This window comes from Bacillus marasmi, from assembly GCF_902168435.1.
Classification (GTDB): Bacteria; Bacillota; Bacilli; order Bacillales; family Cytobacillaceae; genus Bacillus_BU; species Bacillus_BU marasmi.
In genome coordinates this window covers 1-15,844 of the sequence record NZ_LR656177.1, presented here as the reverse complement: position 1 = coordinate 15,844, position 15,844 = coordinate 1, and the positions used below count along the sequence as shown (strand labels likewise).

Annotated in this window: 15 protein-coding genes and 1 pseudogene; 5 read left to right on the top strand and 11 right to left on the bottom strand. The window is 40.1% G+C overall.

What is annotated here, in order from left to right; genetic code table 11:
* The first annotated feature begins 208 nt into the window (after positions 1 to 208).
* Positions 209 to 682 (top strand): divergent PAP2 family protein, encoded by a 474-nt coding sequence (locus FXW34_RS17330; protein WP_147535316.1) that lies wholly within the window; start codon positions 209 to 211, stop codon positions 680 to 682.
* 98 nt (positions 683 to 780) lie between these two features.
* Here the strand turns inward: FXW34_RS17330 and FXW34_RS17325 are convergent, their stop codons facing one another.
* The 3 genes from FXW34_RS17325 to FXW34_RS17315 form a co-directional block, all read right to left on the bottom strand.
* The gene (locus FXW34_RS17325; protein WP_147535315.1) at positions 781 to 1,395 is read right to left on the bottom strand and encodes a 3D domain-containing protein; all 615 of its coding nucleotides are present in this window, start codon (positions 1,393 to 1,395) and stop codon (positions 781 to 783) included.
* Positions 1,396 to 1,555: 160 nt separating this feature from the next.
* Positions 1,556 to 1,879, bottom strand: coding sequence for a YuiB family protein (locus tag FXW34_RS17320; protein ID WP_147535314.1), 324 nt, complete (start codon positions 1,877 to 1,879; stop codon positions 1,556 to 1,558).
* A gap of 556 nt (positions 1,880 to 2,435) precedes the next feature.
* Positions 2,436 to 3,653 carry an NAD(P)/FAD-dependent oxidoreductase gene (locus FXW34_RS17315; protein WP_147535313.1) on the bottom strand — a complete coding sequence of 406 codons (1,218 nt, stop codon included), beginning with the start codon at positions 3,651 to 3,653 and terminating at the stop codon, positions 2,436 to 2,438.
* A 344-nt stretch (positions 3,654 to 3,997) separates the two neighbouring features.
* Between FXW34_RS17315 and FXW34_RS17310 the strand changes: the two genes are divergently transcribed.
* Positions 3,998 to 4,993, top strand: a complete 996-nt coding sequence (locus tag FXW34_RS17310; protein WP_147535312.1) for an NAD(P)/FAD-dependent oxidoreductase — start codon at positions 3,998 to 4,000, stop codon at positions 4,991 to 4,993.
* A gap of 72 nt (positions 4,994 to 5,065) precedes the next feature.
* On the opposite strand, the gene FXW34_RS17305 is transcribed toward FXW34_RS17310, so the two are convergent.
* Together FXW34_RS17305 and FXW34_RS17300 are read right to left on the bottom strand one after the other, a co-directional pair.
* The gene (locus tag FXW34_RS17305; RefSeq protein WP_147535311.1) at positions 5,066 to 5,428 is read right to left on the bottom strand and encodes a HesB/IscA family protein; all 363 of its coding nucleotides are present in this window, start codon (positions 5,426 to 5,428) and stop codon (positions 5,066 to 5,068) included.
* A 91-nt stretch (positions 5,429 to 5,519) separates the two neighbouring features.
* Entirely contained in the window at positions 5,520 to 5,759 is a 240-nt protein-coding gene (locus tag FXW34_RS17300) for a YuzB family protein (RefSeq protein ID WP_147535310.1), read from the bottom strand.
* Positions 5,760 to 6,094: 335 nt separating this feature from the next.
* Here FXW34_RS17300 and FXW34_RS17295 point away from each other — a divergent pair, with 335 nt between their 5' ends.
* Positions 6,095 to 7,162: an NAD(P)/FAD-dependent oxidoreductase gene (locus FXW34_RS17295; protein WP_147535309.1), complete on the top strand. Its 1,068-nt coding sequence runs from the start codon at positions 6,095 to 6,097 to the stop codon at positions 7,160 to 7,162.
* A gap of 612 nt (positions 7,163 to 7,774) precedes the next feature.
* On the opposite strand, the gene FXW34_RS17290 is transcribed toward FXW34_RS17295, so the two are convergent.
* The gene (locus FXW34_RS17290) at positions 7,775 to 8,101 is read right to left on the bottom strand and encodes a YuzD family protein (protein ID WP_147535308.1); all 327 of its coding nucleotides are present in this window, start codon (positions 8,099 to 8,101) and stop codon (positions 7,775 to 7,777) included.
* Between the two features lie 83 nt (positions 8,102 to 8,184).
* On the opposite strand from FXW34_RS17290, the pseudogene FXW34_RS17285 reads away from it, so the two are divergent.
* Positions 8,185 to 8,475: pseudogene (locus tag FXW34_RS17285) on the top strand (NifU family protein).
* 91 nt (positions 8,476 to 8,566) lie between these two features.
* On the opposite strand, the gene thrB reads toward FXW34_RS17285, so the two are convergent.
* The 5 genes from thrB to yutH form a co-directional block, all read right to left on the bottom strand.
* Complete coding sequence (gene thrB / locus FXW34_RS17280) at positions 8,567 to 9,487, bottom strand: homoserine kinase (protein WP_147535306.1); 921 nt, start codon at positions 9,485 to 9,487, stop codon at positions 8,567 to 8,569.
* On the bottom strand, positions 9,484 to 10,545 hold the full coding sequence (gene thrC / locus FXW34_RS17275; RefSeq protein ID WP_147535305.1) for a threonine synthase: 1,062 nt from the start codon (positions 10,543 to 10,545) through the stop codon (positions 9,484 to 9,486). Before thrC ends, thrB begins: the two co-directional genes overlap by 4 nt.
* Positions 10,542 to 11,843 (bottom strand): homoserine dehydrogenase, encoded by a 1,302-nt coding sequence (locus tag FXW34_RS17270; protein WP_147535304.1) that lies wholly within the window; start codon positions 11,841 to 11,843, stop codon positions 10,542 to 10,544. The genes thrC and FXW34_RS17270 overlap by 4 nt, the downstream gene beginning before the upstream one ends.
* A 453-nt stretch (positions 11,844 to 12,296) precedes the next feature.
* On the bottom strand, positions 12,297 to 13,286 hold the full coding sequence (locus FXW34_RS17265; RefSeq protein ID WP_147535303.1) for a 2-hydroxyacid dehydrogenase: 990 nt from the start codon (positions 13,284 to 13,286) through the stop codon (positions 12,297 to 12,299).
* Positions 13,287 to 13,371: 85 nt separating this feature from the next.
* The gene (gene yutH, locus FXW34_RS17260) at positions 13,372 to 14,388 is read right to left on the bottom strand and encodes a spore coat putative kinase YutH (RefSeq protein WP_147535302.1); all 1,017 of its coding nucleotides are present in this window, start codon (positions 14,386 to 14,388) and stop codon (positions 13,372 to 13,374) included.
* Between the two features lie 381 nt (positions 14,389 to 14,769).
* Here yutH and FXW34_RS17255 point away from each other — a divergent pair, with 381 nt between their 5' ends.
* Positions 14,770 to 15,246 carry a phosphatidylglycerophosphatase A family protein gene (locus FXW34_RS17255; protein WP_425457447.1) on the top strand — a complete coding sequence of 159 codons (477 nt, stop codon included), beginning with the start codon at positions 14,770 to 14,772 and terminating at the stop codon, positions 15,244 to 15,246.
* The last annotated feature ends 598 nt before the right edge of the window (positions 15,247 to 15,844 follow it).

Sequence of the window (15,844 nt, the reverse complement as noted above, 5' to 3'; positions counted from 1 at the left end):
ATAACTAATGTTGTTACCGTTTTTTTCCAATATTATACTACGTTATCAATGGCATAAAATGCAAATTTGAAGGATAATAAGATATAGAAAGCGCAAACCAAATGTTGGCAAAGTTGTACAACGCAAGTGGAAATGCGGATGTTGGCAAAGTCGTATAATGCAAGTGGAAAACCGAAGTTAATCTGATTTTGAAAAGGGGGAGTCCCTTATGGATATGCTCACAAATTTTCCGTTTTGGTCAGCGATTGCGGCGATTTTTTTCGCCCAATTTGTCAAGGTTCCGATTCAATTTCTGGCAACGAAGCAAATTAATTGGTCGTTATTAACAAGCACTGGCGGGATGCCGAGCTCTCATTCTGCTGCCGTTACCGCTTTATCTACTGGCGTCGCATTAGAGGCAGGATTGGATTCACCGATTTTCGCCGTATCTGCCTTGTTCGCCATCATCACCATGTTTGATGCCACTGGGGTCCGCAGGCAAGCCGGTGAACAGGCAATTGTCCTAAACCAGCTTGTCGCTGACTTTAATAAAATTATTGAGGAAGCTAAGCATTGGACACAAAAGCCTGAAAAGGAAAAACGGAAGGAATTAAAGGAGCTGCTTGGCCATAAGCCAATCGAAGTCTTTTTTGGAGGATTAACCGGGATTGTCCTTACATTTGTCATTTATTATTTCATCTAAACAAATCATCATTTTTACATATAAACAGGGCGAATACCACACGTGGATTCGCCCGTTTTTTCATGTGTAATTTGCGATTATAGCTGCTTTCCCTTTTATTATTCTGTTGATATGATTTGCTGGCGAAACACTTGCATCGCTTCATTTTCATTTAGCTCAGTCAGCATATTTTCGGTCAAGGAGCCTGCCCCAATCTCAACAATATAAACATCTAAGGTACGTTTACCCCATTGGTTATATACTTCATCCACCGTGTCGAAGTAAAGGTCAACCTCATTACCTTTAATCGCACCGCCCTTATCAGCAACGACGCCATACCCATAGCCGGGAATAAACAATATTGTCCCAATTGGAAAGACGCTCAAATCAGCCGCAACTGTTGAGAACAAGTCGCGCTTTACCTTCACTCCAGAATAGGTAATCCCGAACTCTGGATGTCCCGGATTTTTCCCAGTCGATTCATAGCCTGCAGTATATCCGGTTGCAACGACAGTTTTTTTCGGATATTTAGACCAATCTACTGACTCTTCCAATGTCGAAGGTCCCTCGGCTGATACTTTTGTTTCAACATATTGCCCGATTGATGTTGCGATGTGCGCAAAAATCTTGCCAACTTCCACACCAGAAATCGCCTGGTATGTTGTCATTAATGCTGCAAAAAATAAACCAGACATAACAATTCGTCTCGTCCATTTTTTAAGTTTTTTAGTCATAAATCTATTCAATCCTCCCAAATCTATTCATTCCCAGGGCACCGAGAATTATGCATGAAGTATTCAATTAAAATTTTTCAAGACTTATGGGAGAAATAAAAAAACCACAGTGAGGATACTGTGGATATTTCTATATCGATCAATATTCAATTTTAACAAATTAAAACATGGCATAGCCTTTTTTGCGTAATAGTTTCATAGTAACTCCTGCTAAAATGGCTCCAGCCAAGCCGCTCACTAAAATCAGCATGTCCGCTGGTGCTAAACCGCTCATTAATTCACCTAACTCAGCAAATGCTTCCTTACTATTTTGGAAGTATTCAATAAAGCGAACCTTATCTACTATGAAAATAGCAATAAATGGATATACAACTGCCATAATCCATGTCATTCTTAGTAGCATGTTTAAAAGGAAACCGATACCAAAAAATAACACGAAAAATAAAAGCATTGAAATAATAAGCGTAACGATGGTAAGTTCCATCAAGCTCCCTCCCCCTAACACTTCATTTAAAAGTGTACTCAACTTAGCAGAGGTAGTCAATCCATTCGTGCTTTTTCGCGACGATTTTTCGACTACTTTTTCACTTTTCTGAGAAAAGCGGAAGCGGCTTGGTCAGCCCCGACAAGCTTAAGACGAGCCGGCCGAAAGGTTGTTCTTTAACCTTTTGGACGGATTGGCTTAAGACCTCGAGGGGCTAGCCGCTGCAGCTAGACAATGAAAAGCGGAAGGCGCCCGCTTATCGGCGACAAGCACAAGACGAGCCGGCCGAAAGGTTGTTCTTTAACCTTTTGGACGGATTGGCTTAAGACCCCGAGCCCCTAGCCGCTGCAGCTAGACAATGAAAAGCGGAAGCGGCTTGGTCAGGGGCGACAGGCACAAGACGAGCAGGCTAGAAGGTCGTTCTTTGACCTTCTGGACTGATTGGCTTGTGACCCCGAGCCCCTAGCCGCTGCAGCTAGACAATGAAAAGCGAAAACAAAAAAACAACCCAATTTGGTTATATAAACAAAATTGGGTTGCCATTATTATTTACAAATTACAAGACGTTAAATTTACCTTTTTTCATGACGAGTGAAGCTCCACCAATCAATAATAAAGCACGGTTGTCAACCATTTTCTTCATAAATGATGCTTTAGAGCCTACTAATTTCTTACCAAAAACTAAGCCGATTGCATCGTCATGTCCAAGTGAACAAACAGAACCTTTAATATCCGGCTTGAATGCTTCTAAATCAGCCTTGCCTCTAATTAATGAAGTGATGTTTCTTGCGCAGCATTCACCTTGCTGCATCGCAATTTGTGCAGTTGGTGGGTATGGGCGATTGATTTCTTCATTGATCATTAATGAGCAGTCACCGATGACGAAAAGATGATCACTTCCTGGTGCTCTTAAATCAGGCTGAACTTTTACTCGACCGCGCATAGATTCAATTCCTGATTTTTCAATGATAGAGTTACCTCTAACACCCGCGGCCCAAACAACAGTGCCTGCTTTAATTTCTTCGGTATCATTCTCGCCTTTAGCAACGATGATTCCTTCTGGAGTACATTCTTTAATCGCCGTACCGATGCGGAATTCTACACCTTTTTTCTCAAGTGCAGCAACCGCATAGCTTACTAGCTCAGGATCAAATCCAGGTAACACCATTGGTGCAGCCTCGACACAAATTAATTTCACTTTGCTTTGATCAACATCATACTCACGGCATAATTCAGGAATACGATTTCCCATCTCACCAAGGAATTCAATTCCAGTAAATCCTGCACCACCGACAACAATCGTTAAACGATCGTCATTCTTTTCTTCTTCAGAGCTATATGTTGCAAATTGAAGCTCAATGTGCTCACGAATTTGTCTAGCTGCATTCACGTTAACAATAGAGAATGCATATTCTTTTAAGCCTTTGATACCAAATGTTTCTGATTCGCCACCAAGTGCTACAACTAGATAATCATAGTTAAGCTCACCGTTTTCCAAAACAACTTTCTTGTCAGCTGTATTAATCTCAACAGCAGTGTCTTGTACAAATTCAACCTTACTACGGTCGATAACGTTATTAATTGGATAACGAACACGATCATGGTGTAGAGTTCCCGCACTAGCTTCATGTAACCAAGTGGTTTCATAGTGATAATCATGCTTGTTCACTAATGTGACATCCGCTTCGTTAACCCCTAGCATTTTCTGTAATCTCGTTACTGTCATTAAGCCACCGTAGCCTGCCCCTAATACTACTACCTTCGCCTTACTCAAAGTAATCCATCCACCTTTTCGAAATAATTTCTTTAATTTTCTATGTTTATTGTCTTTGCTTGTTTAATCCATACTATTTATGCAAGTGAAGTTTGTGATGTACTTCACTTATATTGACAAAAAATCGTTAGAAAAATGTCACAAAAAATTAACATTATCTCTATGTAATAATATTCTATTTATGTAGCATTTTCAAGTGCAAAAATTTCTTTTAAAATATATGTCTAATTTTTACGAAATAAAAAGCCATAAAAGATCCAATTATTTCACGATTTTTCAGAATAGTTAGACTATAATAATAAACTATACAAAAAGTTTTATCAAATTAGTTTGGGGGTTATCGAGTGAAGGAAGATCAGCAAGTATATGATATTACAATCATTGGCGGCGGACCAATCGGATTGTTTACCGCATTTTATGGTGGCATGAGACAGGCAAGTGTGAAAATTATTGAAAGCTTGCCACAGCTAGGCGGACAATTAGCTGCACTATATCCGGAAAAATACATATATGATGTAGCTGGATTTCCAAAAGTACGGGCTCAAGAACTGGTTAACAATCTTAAAGTGCAAATGGTCAAATTCAATCCATCAGTAGTCTTGGAACAAGCCGTTGAGAAGGTTGAGAAGCAAGATGATGGAACATTTAAATTAACAACTAACAAAGAAGTTCATTATACAAAAACCGTCATCATCACTGCTGGCAATGGCGCTTTCCAACCACGTCGGTTGGAATTAGAAAGTGCGGTAAAATATGAATCGAGTAACCTTCATTATTTTATCGATGATCTAAATCAATTTGCAGGGAAAAAGGTAGTTGTATTTGGTGGCGGTGATTCAGCGGTTGATTGGACACTGATGCTTGAGCCAATCGCCGAAAAAGTAACAATCGTACATCGTCGGGATAAGTTTCGAGCGCATGAGCACAGTGTTGAAAACCTTCAAAATTCAAAGGCTTATATGAAAACTCCATTCGTTCCAAAGGAATTAATTGGTGATGAAACCGGTATTAAGCAAGTTGTAATAAAAAATGTTAATGACGAATCTCTTGAAACAATCGATGTTGATGCAGTCATCGTCAACTACGGCTTCGTTTCATCCCTTGGTCCAATCAAGGAATGGGGGTTAAAGGTTGATAAAAATTCGATTGTTGTAAATTCTAGGATGGAAACAAATGTGGCCGGTATTTATGCAGCTGGTGATATTTGTACTTATGATGGAAAAGTAAAATTGATTGCCTGTGGATTTGGCGAAGCACCTATCGCAGTGAACATCGCCAAAAACTACATCGACCCAAAAGCAAGAGTTCAACCTTCACATAGCTCTTCAATGTTCAAATAGAAAACAAGGGTGGCAATTTCAAGACAATAAAAAAGCAAAGTGAGCGTTGAGTCACTTTGCTTTTTGTTATGATTAGCACTCCTCAGGAGTACCAGTTTCTGTTGCCGTACGGAATGATGAACCGCAACCACATGATGCGATCGCGTTCGGATTATCAATGGTAAATCCTCCGCCCATCATGGATTCTTTATAATCAATAACAGTGCCTTTTAAAATCGGTTGGCTTTCGGCGTCAATTAAAATCTTAATGCCATGCTGTTCAAACGATTGATCACCTTCAGCAACTTCATGGTCAAAGCCCATGCCATAAGATAACCCGCTACAGCCTCCACCTTTTACAGCCACACGTAGAAAAGCTCCTACTTCTTCATTTTGCTCTGCCATATGTTTAATTTGCAATGCGGCAGCTTCGGTAATGGTGATAATTTGTTCCATCCTTATCCCACCTTTCTCGGAACTCGTTTGTTATTAGTATATACACCAATACAAAATGGTTCAACGATTCCGATTCGGACTACATTTTCAATTAAAACATAGGGTTATCATCTAAATACTGATATATATTGTCAGTTAGCTCTTCAGCTGTAGATCCTTTAACGATTTCGCCGTTTACTACTGCAAAAAGTGTCGATTCACAAATTCCACAAAAACTCATACACCCATATTCTATTACATCAAGATTTGGGTCCTTTTGAAGCTCTTCGAAAACTTTTTGGGATCCATTTACTAAGTTGCCGATGCAAAACTCGATCAATGGCTTAATCATATATCCCTCACCTCACTCTTCTAACTGTTTTATCCTACTTTACTTCACAATTATCGTCAATTACCGAAGTCGAAAGATTTGTAAGGATTTCGCCCTGAAAATGTTGAGATTTTGTGACAACTTAGTTATACTGTTAAGTGTTTACATATGTCGAAATATACAATTTTTCCTGTATTATAAGTCTTTAGTGATTCGGCCAAGCTTTAGTGTTATGGAAAATGGCCCTACTAACATGCCAAGATTACACAGAAGATATTGCCAATTTAGAATTAGAGATAGATAGAGAAAGCAGTTAAAGATAGCTGCAGAAAAATGGGGAAAAGGGGAAATATTGAATGAAAAATCTAGTTATACTTGGTGGCGGATACGGCGGAATGCGTATTATCCAACGCTTATTACCTAACAATTTACCAGAAGATATGACAGTTACACTCGTTGACAGAAATCCATATCATTGTCTAAAAACAGAATTTTACGCATTAGCAGCAGGTACTATTTCCGACCAGCATGTACGTGTACCTTTTCCATCCCAACCAGGATTAAAACTAGTTTACGGTGAAATCGATTCTATAAATCTAGATGAAAAAACAATTTCACTAGAAAATCAAGATACACTCAGCTACGATGATTTAATCATCGGTCTCGGCTGTGAAGATAAATACCATAATGTTCCTGGTGCGAATGAATTCACCTACAGCATTCAAAATATCGAAAATGCGCGCAACACTTATCAAGCCCTAAACAATCTACCTTCTGGCTCAGTTGTGGCAATTGTTGGAGCTGGCTTAAGCGGCGTGGAATTAGCAAGTGAACTAAACGAGAGCCGTAAGGATTTAAAAATTAAACTATTTGACCGCGGGAACTATATTTTATCGTCATTCCCTGAAAAATTAAGTACGTATGTAGAAAACTGGTTTGATACTAATGGCGTTGATATTATTAATAATGCCAATATAACTAGAGTAGAAGAAAACGTCTTATACAATCATGATGCACCAATGTCTTTTGATGCCATCGTCTGGACAGCTGGAATTCAGCCAGTTAAAGTCGTCCGCGACCTAAATGTTGAAAAAGACAATCAAGGTCGAGTTGTGTTAACTCCACAGCACAACATTCCAAATAACGAACATGTTTATGTTCTTGGTGACTGCGCAAGTCTGCCACACGCACCTAGTGCACAGCTGGCAGAAGGACAAGCCGAGCAAATCGTTCAAGTTTTACAGAAACGCTGGGCAGGCGAAGAGCCTCCAGCAGAATTCCCAGAAATTAAGCTTAAGGGTGTGCTTGGATCATTAGGTAAAAAGCATGGTTTCGGAATGCTCGTTGACCGCCCAATCACAGGTCGTGTAGCTAGATTACTAAAATCCGGTATTTTATGGGTTTATAAATATCATAATGGTTGATTTGTTTTGCTTGATACCGCATGAAGGGATTTTCCTTTCATGCGGTTTTTTGTGTTGTACTTTTTTATCAAAAGAGAGTTTGAATTTACCTAGAACCATTTTTCCTCCGTCAGGTAAACTCATTTTGAGTTTGAGTTTACCTAGAACCATTTTTCTCCCGCCAGGTAAATTCATTTTGAGTTTGAATTTACCAAGAACCATTTTTCATGGCCCAGGTAAATTCATTTTGAGTTTGAATTTACCTAGAACCATTTTTCTTCCGCCAGGTAAATTCATTTTGAGTTTGAATTTACCTAGAACCATTTTTCATGGCCCAGGTAAATTCATTTTGAGTTTGAATTTACCTAGAACCATTTTTCTCCCGCCAGGTAAATTCATTTTGAGTTTGAATTTACCTAGAACCATTTTTCATGGCCCAGGTAAATTCATTTTGAGTTTGAATTTACCTAGAACCATTTTTCTTCCGCCAGGTAAATTCATTTTGAGTTTGAATTTACCTAGAACCATTTTTCTTCCGCCAGGTAAATTTATTTGGGGTTTGAATTTACCTAGAACCATTTTTCCTCCGCCAGGTAAACTCATTCCGAGTTTGAATTTGTCCAACACCAGTTTTTAGCTCTCGTGATATCCATGCTGCTCCATTACTTCATAAATTGCCTTCAATCGCGGATTTCCTTCACCAACGATTTGATCACCAATGACAACAACTGGGTAAAACAGATCTTCTTCGATGACTTTTTGTGAAAACGCCTGCCTATCTTGGTCCTCTGGGGGATTAAATATATCGATATAAATAACCTGAAATGGCTGATTGGGAAATTTTCTGCTTATTGCCGCTTCAAGCCATTCGATGGTATCCTTTGACGAGGGCAAACCCACACAACTAGCACAAGTTTGCTCGGCCCCATAGACAACAATTTCCAATCTTTCTTTTTCCAATCGCCTCACCCTCTCTTAAACGTAAACACGTTAATAATATTCTAATATTATTCACCATTTTATGTTAGATTTAAGGATTCTGAATAGATTTTTACGTTGGTTGTGATTATAATAAGAAGAAGAAAGGAGTAGATTAAATGTCAGAACAAGATATGTTAACACAAGTTCAAGAAGTATTAGATAAATTACGTCCATTCTTATTGCGCGATGGCGGTGACTGTGAATTAGTTGATGTAGAAGATGGCGTTGTAAAATTACGTCTTCTTGGTGCTTGCGGTAGCTGCCCAAGCTCAACTATCACTTTAAAAGCTGGAATCGAACGCGCATTACTTGAAGAAGTTCCAGGCGTTGTTGAAGTCGAACAAGTATTCTAATCAAGTTGCTAAACGCCGCAACTAAACAAAATAAAAAACATGGCCGAATTCACTCATATGTGAGAGAATTCGGCCTTTTATTATGCTGAAATTAATTTTTTTCGCAAGTTTCAACAAGACTTACAGAACTTCCAAGGCTATCGATTTTAAGCTCAAGTACATCCATATCAGGTAATGCTGAACTCAATTCTTGCGCTAGTGCTACGCCAGTTCCAACCGGAGCAAAGCATAGTATGGAAGGACCTGCACCACTTAGCGCTGCACCAAAAGCACCATTATTTTCTGCGAGCTCTTCAACTACCGCCATATGTGGTACGAGCGTGCGGCGATATGGCTGATGATAGCGATCTGCCTTCATCATTTTACCTGCAAGCTCAAAGTTTCCACTCAGAATGGCCGCAACGAGTAAATTCCCAACTGCGCCTGCTTTTACTGCCTCTGGAAAATCTACCTGTTCTGGCAGCACATTACGAGATGCCTTAGTTAACAACTCTTCTCTTGGAACAACAACTACCAAGTCACAGTTTAAGTCAGTAAATACCGCTTTATGAACCTCAGCTTCAGTTTGATAACCAATAAATAACCCACCGTAAATAGATGGACCGACATTATCTGGATGGCCCTCGATTTCTGAAGCAATCTTAAGCTTCTCTTCACGTGAAAGCTTAAGGTCGCACATACAATCGGCAAGTTCAATTCCTGCCACAATCGCGGAAGCACTAGAGCCTAGCCCTCTTGCTAAAGGAATGTCACTATCGACACGCAAACGGCAAGGAGGCATGATTTTTCCAAATTGAGCAGCGGTATCAATCGCGATTTTACAAATATAATTAGTTTCATCTGAGGGGAAGCATGCAAGCTCTTTGCTTTCTGGGATTACCTCCCATTTATCGCTCTTTTCAGCTGTGATCGTTAAGTAAACCGATACAGCTAAACCGATAGAATCAAACCCCGGGCCGAGGTTTGCCGAACTGCCCGGGACTTTGATCAAAAACATGCCATCCTCACTCATTGATGGACAACTCCCTTAATATACTCCGCTACAGCTTTTTCATCGTTAGGAAGTGAAACCGGCTTGATTGGGCTTGCAGAGATCGCTGTATCTGGATCCTTTAAGCCGTTACCAGTCAATATTGCTACAACAGTTGATCCCTTTGGAATCTCGCCACTTTGAACCTTTTTAAATACACCTGCGATAGATGCTGCTGAGCCTGGCTCTGCAAATACGCCTTCTTTAGAAGCGATTGCACGGTATGCTGTTAGGATTTCTTCGTCAGTTACTTCATCAATTAGACCGTTTGATTCTTTCGCAGCGTTTACTGCTAAATCCCAGCTTGCAGGGTTACCGATACGGATAGCTGTTGCGATTGTTTCAGGGTTTTCGAAAACACGATTGTGAACAATCGCCGCTGCACCAGCAGCTTCAAACCCAAACATTTTTGGTAGGTTATGACCTTTTTTCTCGTTATATTCTTTAAAGCCTTTCCAATAGGCGCTGATATTTCCAGCGTTACCAACTGGAATTGCCAAAATATCCGGTGCTTGACCTAATTGGTCACATACTTCAAATGCACCTGTTTTTTGGCCTTCTAAGCGATATGGATTGACCGAGTTAACAAGCGCAACCGGTTCTGTTTCGCTGATTTTGCGAACCATTGCCAACGCTTGGTCAAAGTTTCCTTCGATTGATACAATTTCTGCACCATACATAACGGCTTGAGCTAGCTTACCAAGAGCAATTTTACCTTCAGGAATAACAACGATACACTTCATTCCTGCTCTTGTTGCATAAGCTGCTGCTGCTGCAGAAGTATTTCCTGTTGATGCACAAATAACTGTGTCTGCGCCGTCTTCTTTTGCTTTTGCTACGGCAAACACCATACCACGGTCTTTGAACGAGCCAGTTGGGTTAGCACCTTCTGTTTTCACATAAAGGTTAATCCCCAATTCTTCGGAAATTTTCTCCAATTTAATGAGCGGTGTATTCCCCTCGTTTAAAGTTAATAATGGAGTGTTTTCCGTAACTGGTAAAAATTCCTTGTACTCTTCAATAAGACCTTTCCATCTCATCCTCTTTCGCCTCTTTCCACACGATATGAACATTTAATTTCTTTGACTGCTGGTAAATCCTTTAATTCATTTAGTATCTCTTCATAGTCTTTTAAGCTTGCGTGATGCGTAACCAAGACAATTTCTGCTGTTTCTTTTCGTTTTAAAGGCATTTGCAGTATCTTCTCAAAGCTTACCTTATGTTTTGAGAATATTCCAGTAATATCCGCAAATGTACCTACTTCATCATACACATGAAGACGCAAGAAGTATTTTGAGAAAATTTCATCTGCGCTCTTCAATTTCTTAGGATACTGTGGTGTAACTGCGCTGCGACCATTGACACCAAGGCGCATGTTCTTAATTACGCCAACGAGGTCAGACACAACCGATGTTGCAGTCGGTAAACTTCCTGCACCAGGACCATAAAACATAGTTTCTCCAACAGCATCACCGAATACGTAAACTGCATTATATTCGTCATTTACGGATGCTAGTGGATGATTTTCCGGTAAAAGTGTTGGCTGAACGCTCACTTCCACTTTATCATCTTCGTCACGACTCGCAATGCCGAGTAACTTCATTGTATAGCCTAATTGTTTAGCATATTTTAAATCATCTTCCGTGATTTGCGTAATCCCTTGAACCTTTACATCGTCGAGGTCAACCTTCATCGAAAAGCCTAGTGTCGCTAAAATAGTCATTTTTCTAGCTGCGTCTAAGCCTCCAACATCAGAAGTTGGATCAGCTTCTGCAAACCCTAGTTCCTGAGCTTCTTTTAGCACTTCAGCATATGCTGCCCCTTGCTTCGTCATTTTTGTTAAAATGAAGTTTGTTGTACCGTTAACAATTCCCATCATTTTCAAAATACGATCAGATGCTAAACCATCTACTAAACTACGGAGAATTGGGATACCACCGGCAACGCTCGCTTCATAAAATAAATCACAGCCGTTCTCTGCAGCTACAGTATGTAGTTCAGTTCCATATACGGCCATTAAATCTTTATTTGCTGTTACAACATGCTTTTTTTGTTGAAGAGCCTTCAATAAATATCCTTTTGTATGGTCGACTCCACCCATTACTTCGATCACAACATCTATTTCTGGATCCTCTAAAATCTCGTTAGCGTTCGTTGTTAAAAGCTCTTGTGGAATTTCAACCGCTCTTGGTTTATTAATATTATTAACGAGGATTTTCTTTATTTTAATAGGACAACCTACCTGATGCATCAATTTATCTTGATGGTTCTCAATAATCGTTACGACACCGGAACCAACCGTACCTAGACCTAACATGCCAATCGAAATTGCTTTCATTCCTTAAGTCCCCCCGCCCACATGTTCTTTCTAAATGAACAATTGTATTCATATAAAAGACATTATATTTCTAGTTTTCAGATTTTACAATAGTTTTTTGCCCCTTTTTCCATATTAACCGCTTTCATTATAAATAAATTTTGAATTAACCAACAATTCATTATGTAAAAAAAAGCGGAAGGTGCCTGCCTATCGGCGACAAGCACAAGACGAGCCGCCCAGAAGGTTGCACCTTACCTTCTGGGCGGATTGTTCGAAAAGCGGAAGCGGCTTGACCAGGAGCGGTAGGCATAAGACGAATCACGCAAAAGACGTTAGTCTTTGGAGTGATTTGGCTTATGACTCGTGCTCCTAGCCGCTGTAGCTAGACAAGCTTGTGACCTCGAGCCGATGGCACCTGCAGCTGGATGTAAAAAAACCTGTGAGCAGTTTTTGTTCACAGGTTTAGATTTTTTAATGAGACAATTGTAATTTCCAATCTTTGTTAACCACTGTTATTGGGTCATTTCCTGTTAATACCTTGTCAATGTTCTCTAGACACAATTCCATCATCGTTTCTCTTGTTTCAACACTTGAGCTACCGATATGCGGAAGCGCCACTACATTTGGTAATGTTAACAGTGGATGATCTGCTGAAATTGGTTCAATCGTGAATACATCTAAGCCAGCACCGGCAATCGTATTATTTTTTAAAGCAGCAAGTAATGCTTCCTCGTCAACGACTGGACCACGTGAGGCATTAATAAAGATAGCTGAACGTTTCATACTCGCAAACACATCAGCCGTAAACAAATTGCGTGTTTCATGTGTCAGTGGCGTTAAACAAACAATAAAGTCGGATCTTTTAACTAGCTCATCAAATGAAACATATTGCGCCCCGATTGCCTCTTCCACTTCAGGCTTCCGAGTCCGGTTGTGGTACAAAATCTCCATATCAAAGCCGGTAGCGCGTTTAGCAACTGTTTCACCAATTTTCCCCATACCTACGATACCAATCGTTTTGTGGTGGATATCATGTCCAGCTAGCAGTAATGGACTCCAGCTTTGCCACTTACCTTCTTTGACAAACTCAGCCGCTTCAACTAGACGTCTAGCTGTTGCCATCAATAGTCCAAAGGTTAGATCAGCAGTTGTATCTGTCAATACATCTGGAGTATTACAAACTGCAATACCATGCTCCGTTGCCGCTGCAAGGTCGATATTATCAAATCCAACAGCAAGATTAGCAATAACCTTAAGGTTTGAACCAGCCTTAATTACTTCCTCATCAATTGAATCAGAAAGCATCGTCAAAAGCGCGTCCGCCTTTTGCGCTTCATCCAATAATCGCTGTCGTGGCACAGGCACATCTTCCTTATCCCACATACTAATCGTATAGCGATTATCCAATTTTGAAATAACATTCTCAGGGAGTTTTCTTGTAATAAAAATGTAAGGTTTCATCGTCTACCTCATTTCCCGTATATCATGTTTACTATTTTAATATACTACAAGAGAAGGTTTCCATGAAAGCAATACGGTTCATTCATTAATAAATCCCCTTCAACCAATCAATTTCAGGAATTTTCATGGTACGAATTGGGACTTCGACCAACCCATAAAAGCTGGCCAAAAATTGTTCGTACTCGCTAGAATGATTTAGAATTTTTTGCAGTCTATCGTCTAGCGTATGTTTAGTCTGCTCAGAATTTGATACATAATACTCCTCGACACATTCAAAATAATGAAGCGGAAACAAGAGGCGTGCATATAATAATCGCCAAGAAAATGGCGAGAGTCTCGTTTTACTTTGATACTCAGAAAAGAATTGCCTTAATTCAGGCTGATACGTTTGGCTGTTATGAAAATAACGCTCCCTTGTCCACTCGGCTATATCTCGCGATAAGTGATCGAGTATCCAATCAAACGGATTTTTAAATAGCGACGCCTCTCCCCATGTTCCTTCAGAAAATCGTTCATGAGCGACGGTACCATGATCAATGCTTGTTGGTGCCTCATCCAACTCTGTATCGACTAAATACTGAATCGCATTTTCAGCTAAACCACAATAATATGGAAACGATTCTAAAAACAATCGCTCAAATTCATTTTCTGGATATTGATAAATCATCGAAAGCCAGACCTTTTCCATTTGTTCTAAACGTTTTACCCAAATATCCTTCCATTGACCCAATCTGCTCAGCTTCTCAATCGGCACTGTCAAAGTCAAACCTCGTTGATGGAACTTTGCCAATTTACGACCTAACTGTGCATATGACCGGCGCTTCATTCCACCATTCAAGGCTAATACACAAGCTTTTTCATCCTTCCATTGACTCAATATTTCTCCGTTTTTAGCTGGATAAAAAATCGGCACATTCCGATCGCCAGTCGTTACTAAATGTGCAGAAATTGCATTTAATTCATTAATTACTTCTTGTTCTTGTTTAACCGGATGTATAAGAAAGTAAAGCTGGTCACCTCGTTTACATCCAGAGTAATGTCCAATTGAAATCTCTTCCTCAGCCTTGATTCCATAGTGATGTTCAAGCCATTCCTGTATCATTTTAGAATCCCCTCCTCATGGCTTTTCCCTTATATACATATATGAATTTTTTGCCAAAAACTTGTTTGTAACTTATCATTAGTAATGAATAAGCAAATTTTTATAGGAAAACATGAAGATGAAGCATGTATTATAGGAGCATATTTTCAAAAAACGGAGTATATATATTATTAAAAGCGGAAGCGCCTGTTTAGCGATGTTTGGTGGGCTGGAGCACTTCGACTGAGATAAAGGAAACACGAAGAGCGCATGCGATTCGATGTTGACGCAATCGTTGCGGTGAAGACTGGCGAAGTACACTATACGCTTGGTGCTGAAGCTGGATAGAGAAAAATAAATAGAAAAGGTGAGCACATGGAGGAAGAAATCAAAATCGTAAAAATGTCAGATAAAACTGCTCTCAAAATGTTGAATGAAAGAGGAGTTGAATTAGAAGATATTGCAAAATTAGTCTATTACCTCCAAGAAAAATACCACCCAAACTTAGACATGAAGGATTGTCTTCATAACGTCGAAAGGGTACTTGCAAAGCGCGAGGTTCAAAATGCTATATTAACGGGGATTCAGCTCGATGTTCTCGCTGAGAAAAAGCTGTTAGACAGCCCACTTCAGCAGCTTATTGAGACTGATGAAGGTCTATATGGTGTTGATGAAATCCTTGCTTTTTCAATCGTAAATGTTTACGGCTCAATCGGCTTTACCAATTACGGTTTTATAGATAAGCAAAAACCAGGGATACTTCAAAAGCTTAACGATAAATCCACTGGAGAATGCCATACATTTTTAGACGATTTAGTCGGTGCGATTGCCGCAGCGGCCTCAAGCAGACTCGCCCATCGAGCTGCGAATGTAGACTAATTAGAACGCAAAAGAGGTCAGACTTTGGGGTCTGACCTCTTTGTTAGTGATTTGCCCCGATTAAATGCCCATTTTTTTGCTTTGCATTCCCTTTTGGGCACATAGCGACTGGCTATACTGCCTTTTTTTGGGTTTGAAGCCTCGTTTGGGTTCATAGAGGCTGGCTATGTGACCGTTTTTCAGGTTGAAGGCCTCATTTGGGCACGTATAGCTTGTCTATGTGACCGTTTTTCGGTTTTGGGGCTTCTTTTGGGCACGTAGCGCCTGGCTACGTGACCGTTCTTCGGGTTGAAGGCCTCATTTGGGCACGTATAGCTTGTCTATGTGACCGTTTTTCAGTTTTGGGGCTTCTTTTGGGCACGTAGCGCCAGGCTACGTGACCGTTTTTCAGGTTGAAGGCCTCGTTTGGGCACGTATAGCTTGTCTACGTGACCGTTTTTCAGTTTTGGGGCTTCTTTTGGGCACGTAGCGTGTCAAGTCCATATTCTTGTGTAAAAACCTGTAACAATGTTTTTCGCATAAATCTTCATCTTGATTAGTGGACTATACATATTTCGAATTTACGTTGAGGGGCGGGTATGATAGCCTGTATGGCAAG

Coding starts and splice junctions, on each gene's coding strand:
- FXW34_RS17330 (WP_147535316.1), top strand. CDS start 209: ATGGATATGCTCACAAATTTTCCGTTTTGGTCAGCGATTGCGGCGATT.
- FXW34_RS17325 (WP_147535315.1), bottom strand. CDS start 1,395: ATGACTAAAAAACTTAAAAAATGGACGAGACGAATTGTTATGTCTGGT.
- FXW34_RS17320 (WP_147535314.1), bottom strand. CDS start 1,879: ATGGAACTTACCATCGTTACGCTTATTATTTCAATGCTTTTATTTTTC.
- FXW34_RS17305 (WP_147535311.1), bottom strand. CDS start 5,428: ATGGAACAAATTATCACCATTACCGAAGCTGCCGCATTGCAAATTAAA.
- FXW34_RS17300 (WP_147535310.1), bottom strand. CDS start 5,759: ATGATTAAGCCATTGATCGAGTTTTGCATCGGCAACTTAGTAAATGGA.
- FXW34_RS17295 (WP_147535309.1), top strand. CDS start 6,095: ATGAAAAATCTAGTTATACTTGGTGGCGGATACGGCGGAATGCGTATT.
- thrB (WP_147535306.1), bottom strand. CDS start 9,487: ATGAGTGAGGATGGCATGTTTTTGATCAAAGTCCCGGGCAGTTCGGCA.
- thrC (WP_147535305.1), bottom strand. CDS start 10,545: ATGAGATGGAAAGGTCTTATTGAAGAGTACAAGGAATTTTTACCAGTT.
- FXW34_RS17270 (WP_147535304.1), bottom strand. CDS start 11,843: ATGAAAGCAATTTCGATTGGCATGTTAGGTCTAGGTACGGTTGGTTCC.
- FXW34_RS17265 (WP_147535303.1), bottom strand. CDS start 13,286: ATGAAACCTTACATTTTTATTACAAGAAAACTCCCTGAGAATGTTATT.
- yutH (WP_147535302.1), bottom strand. CDS start 14,388: ATGATACAGGAATGGCTTGAACATCACTATGGAATCAAGGCTGAGGAA.
- FXW34_RS17255 (WP_425457447.1), top strand. CDS start 14,770: ATGTCAGATAAAACTGCTCTCAAAATGTTGAATGAAAGAGGAGTTGAA.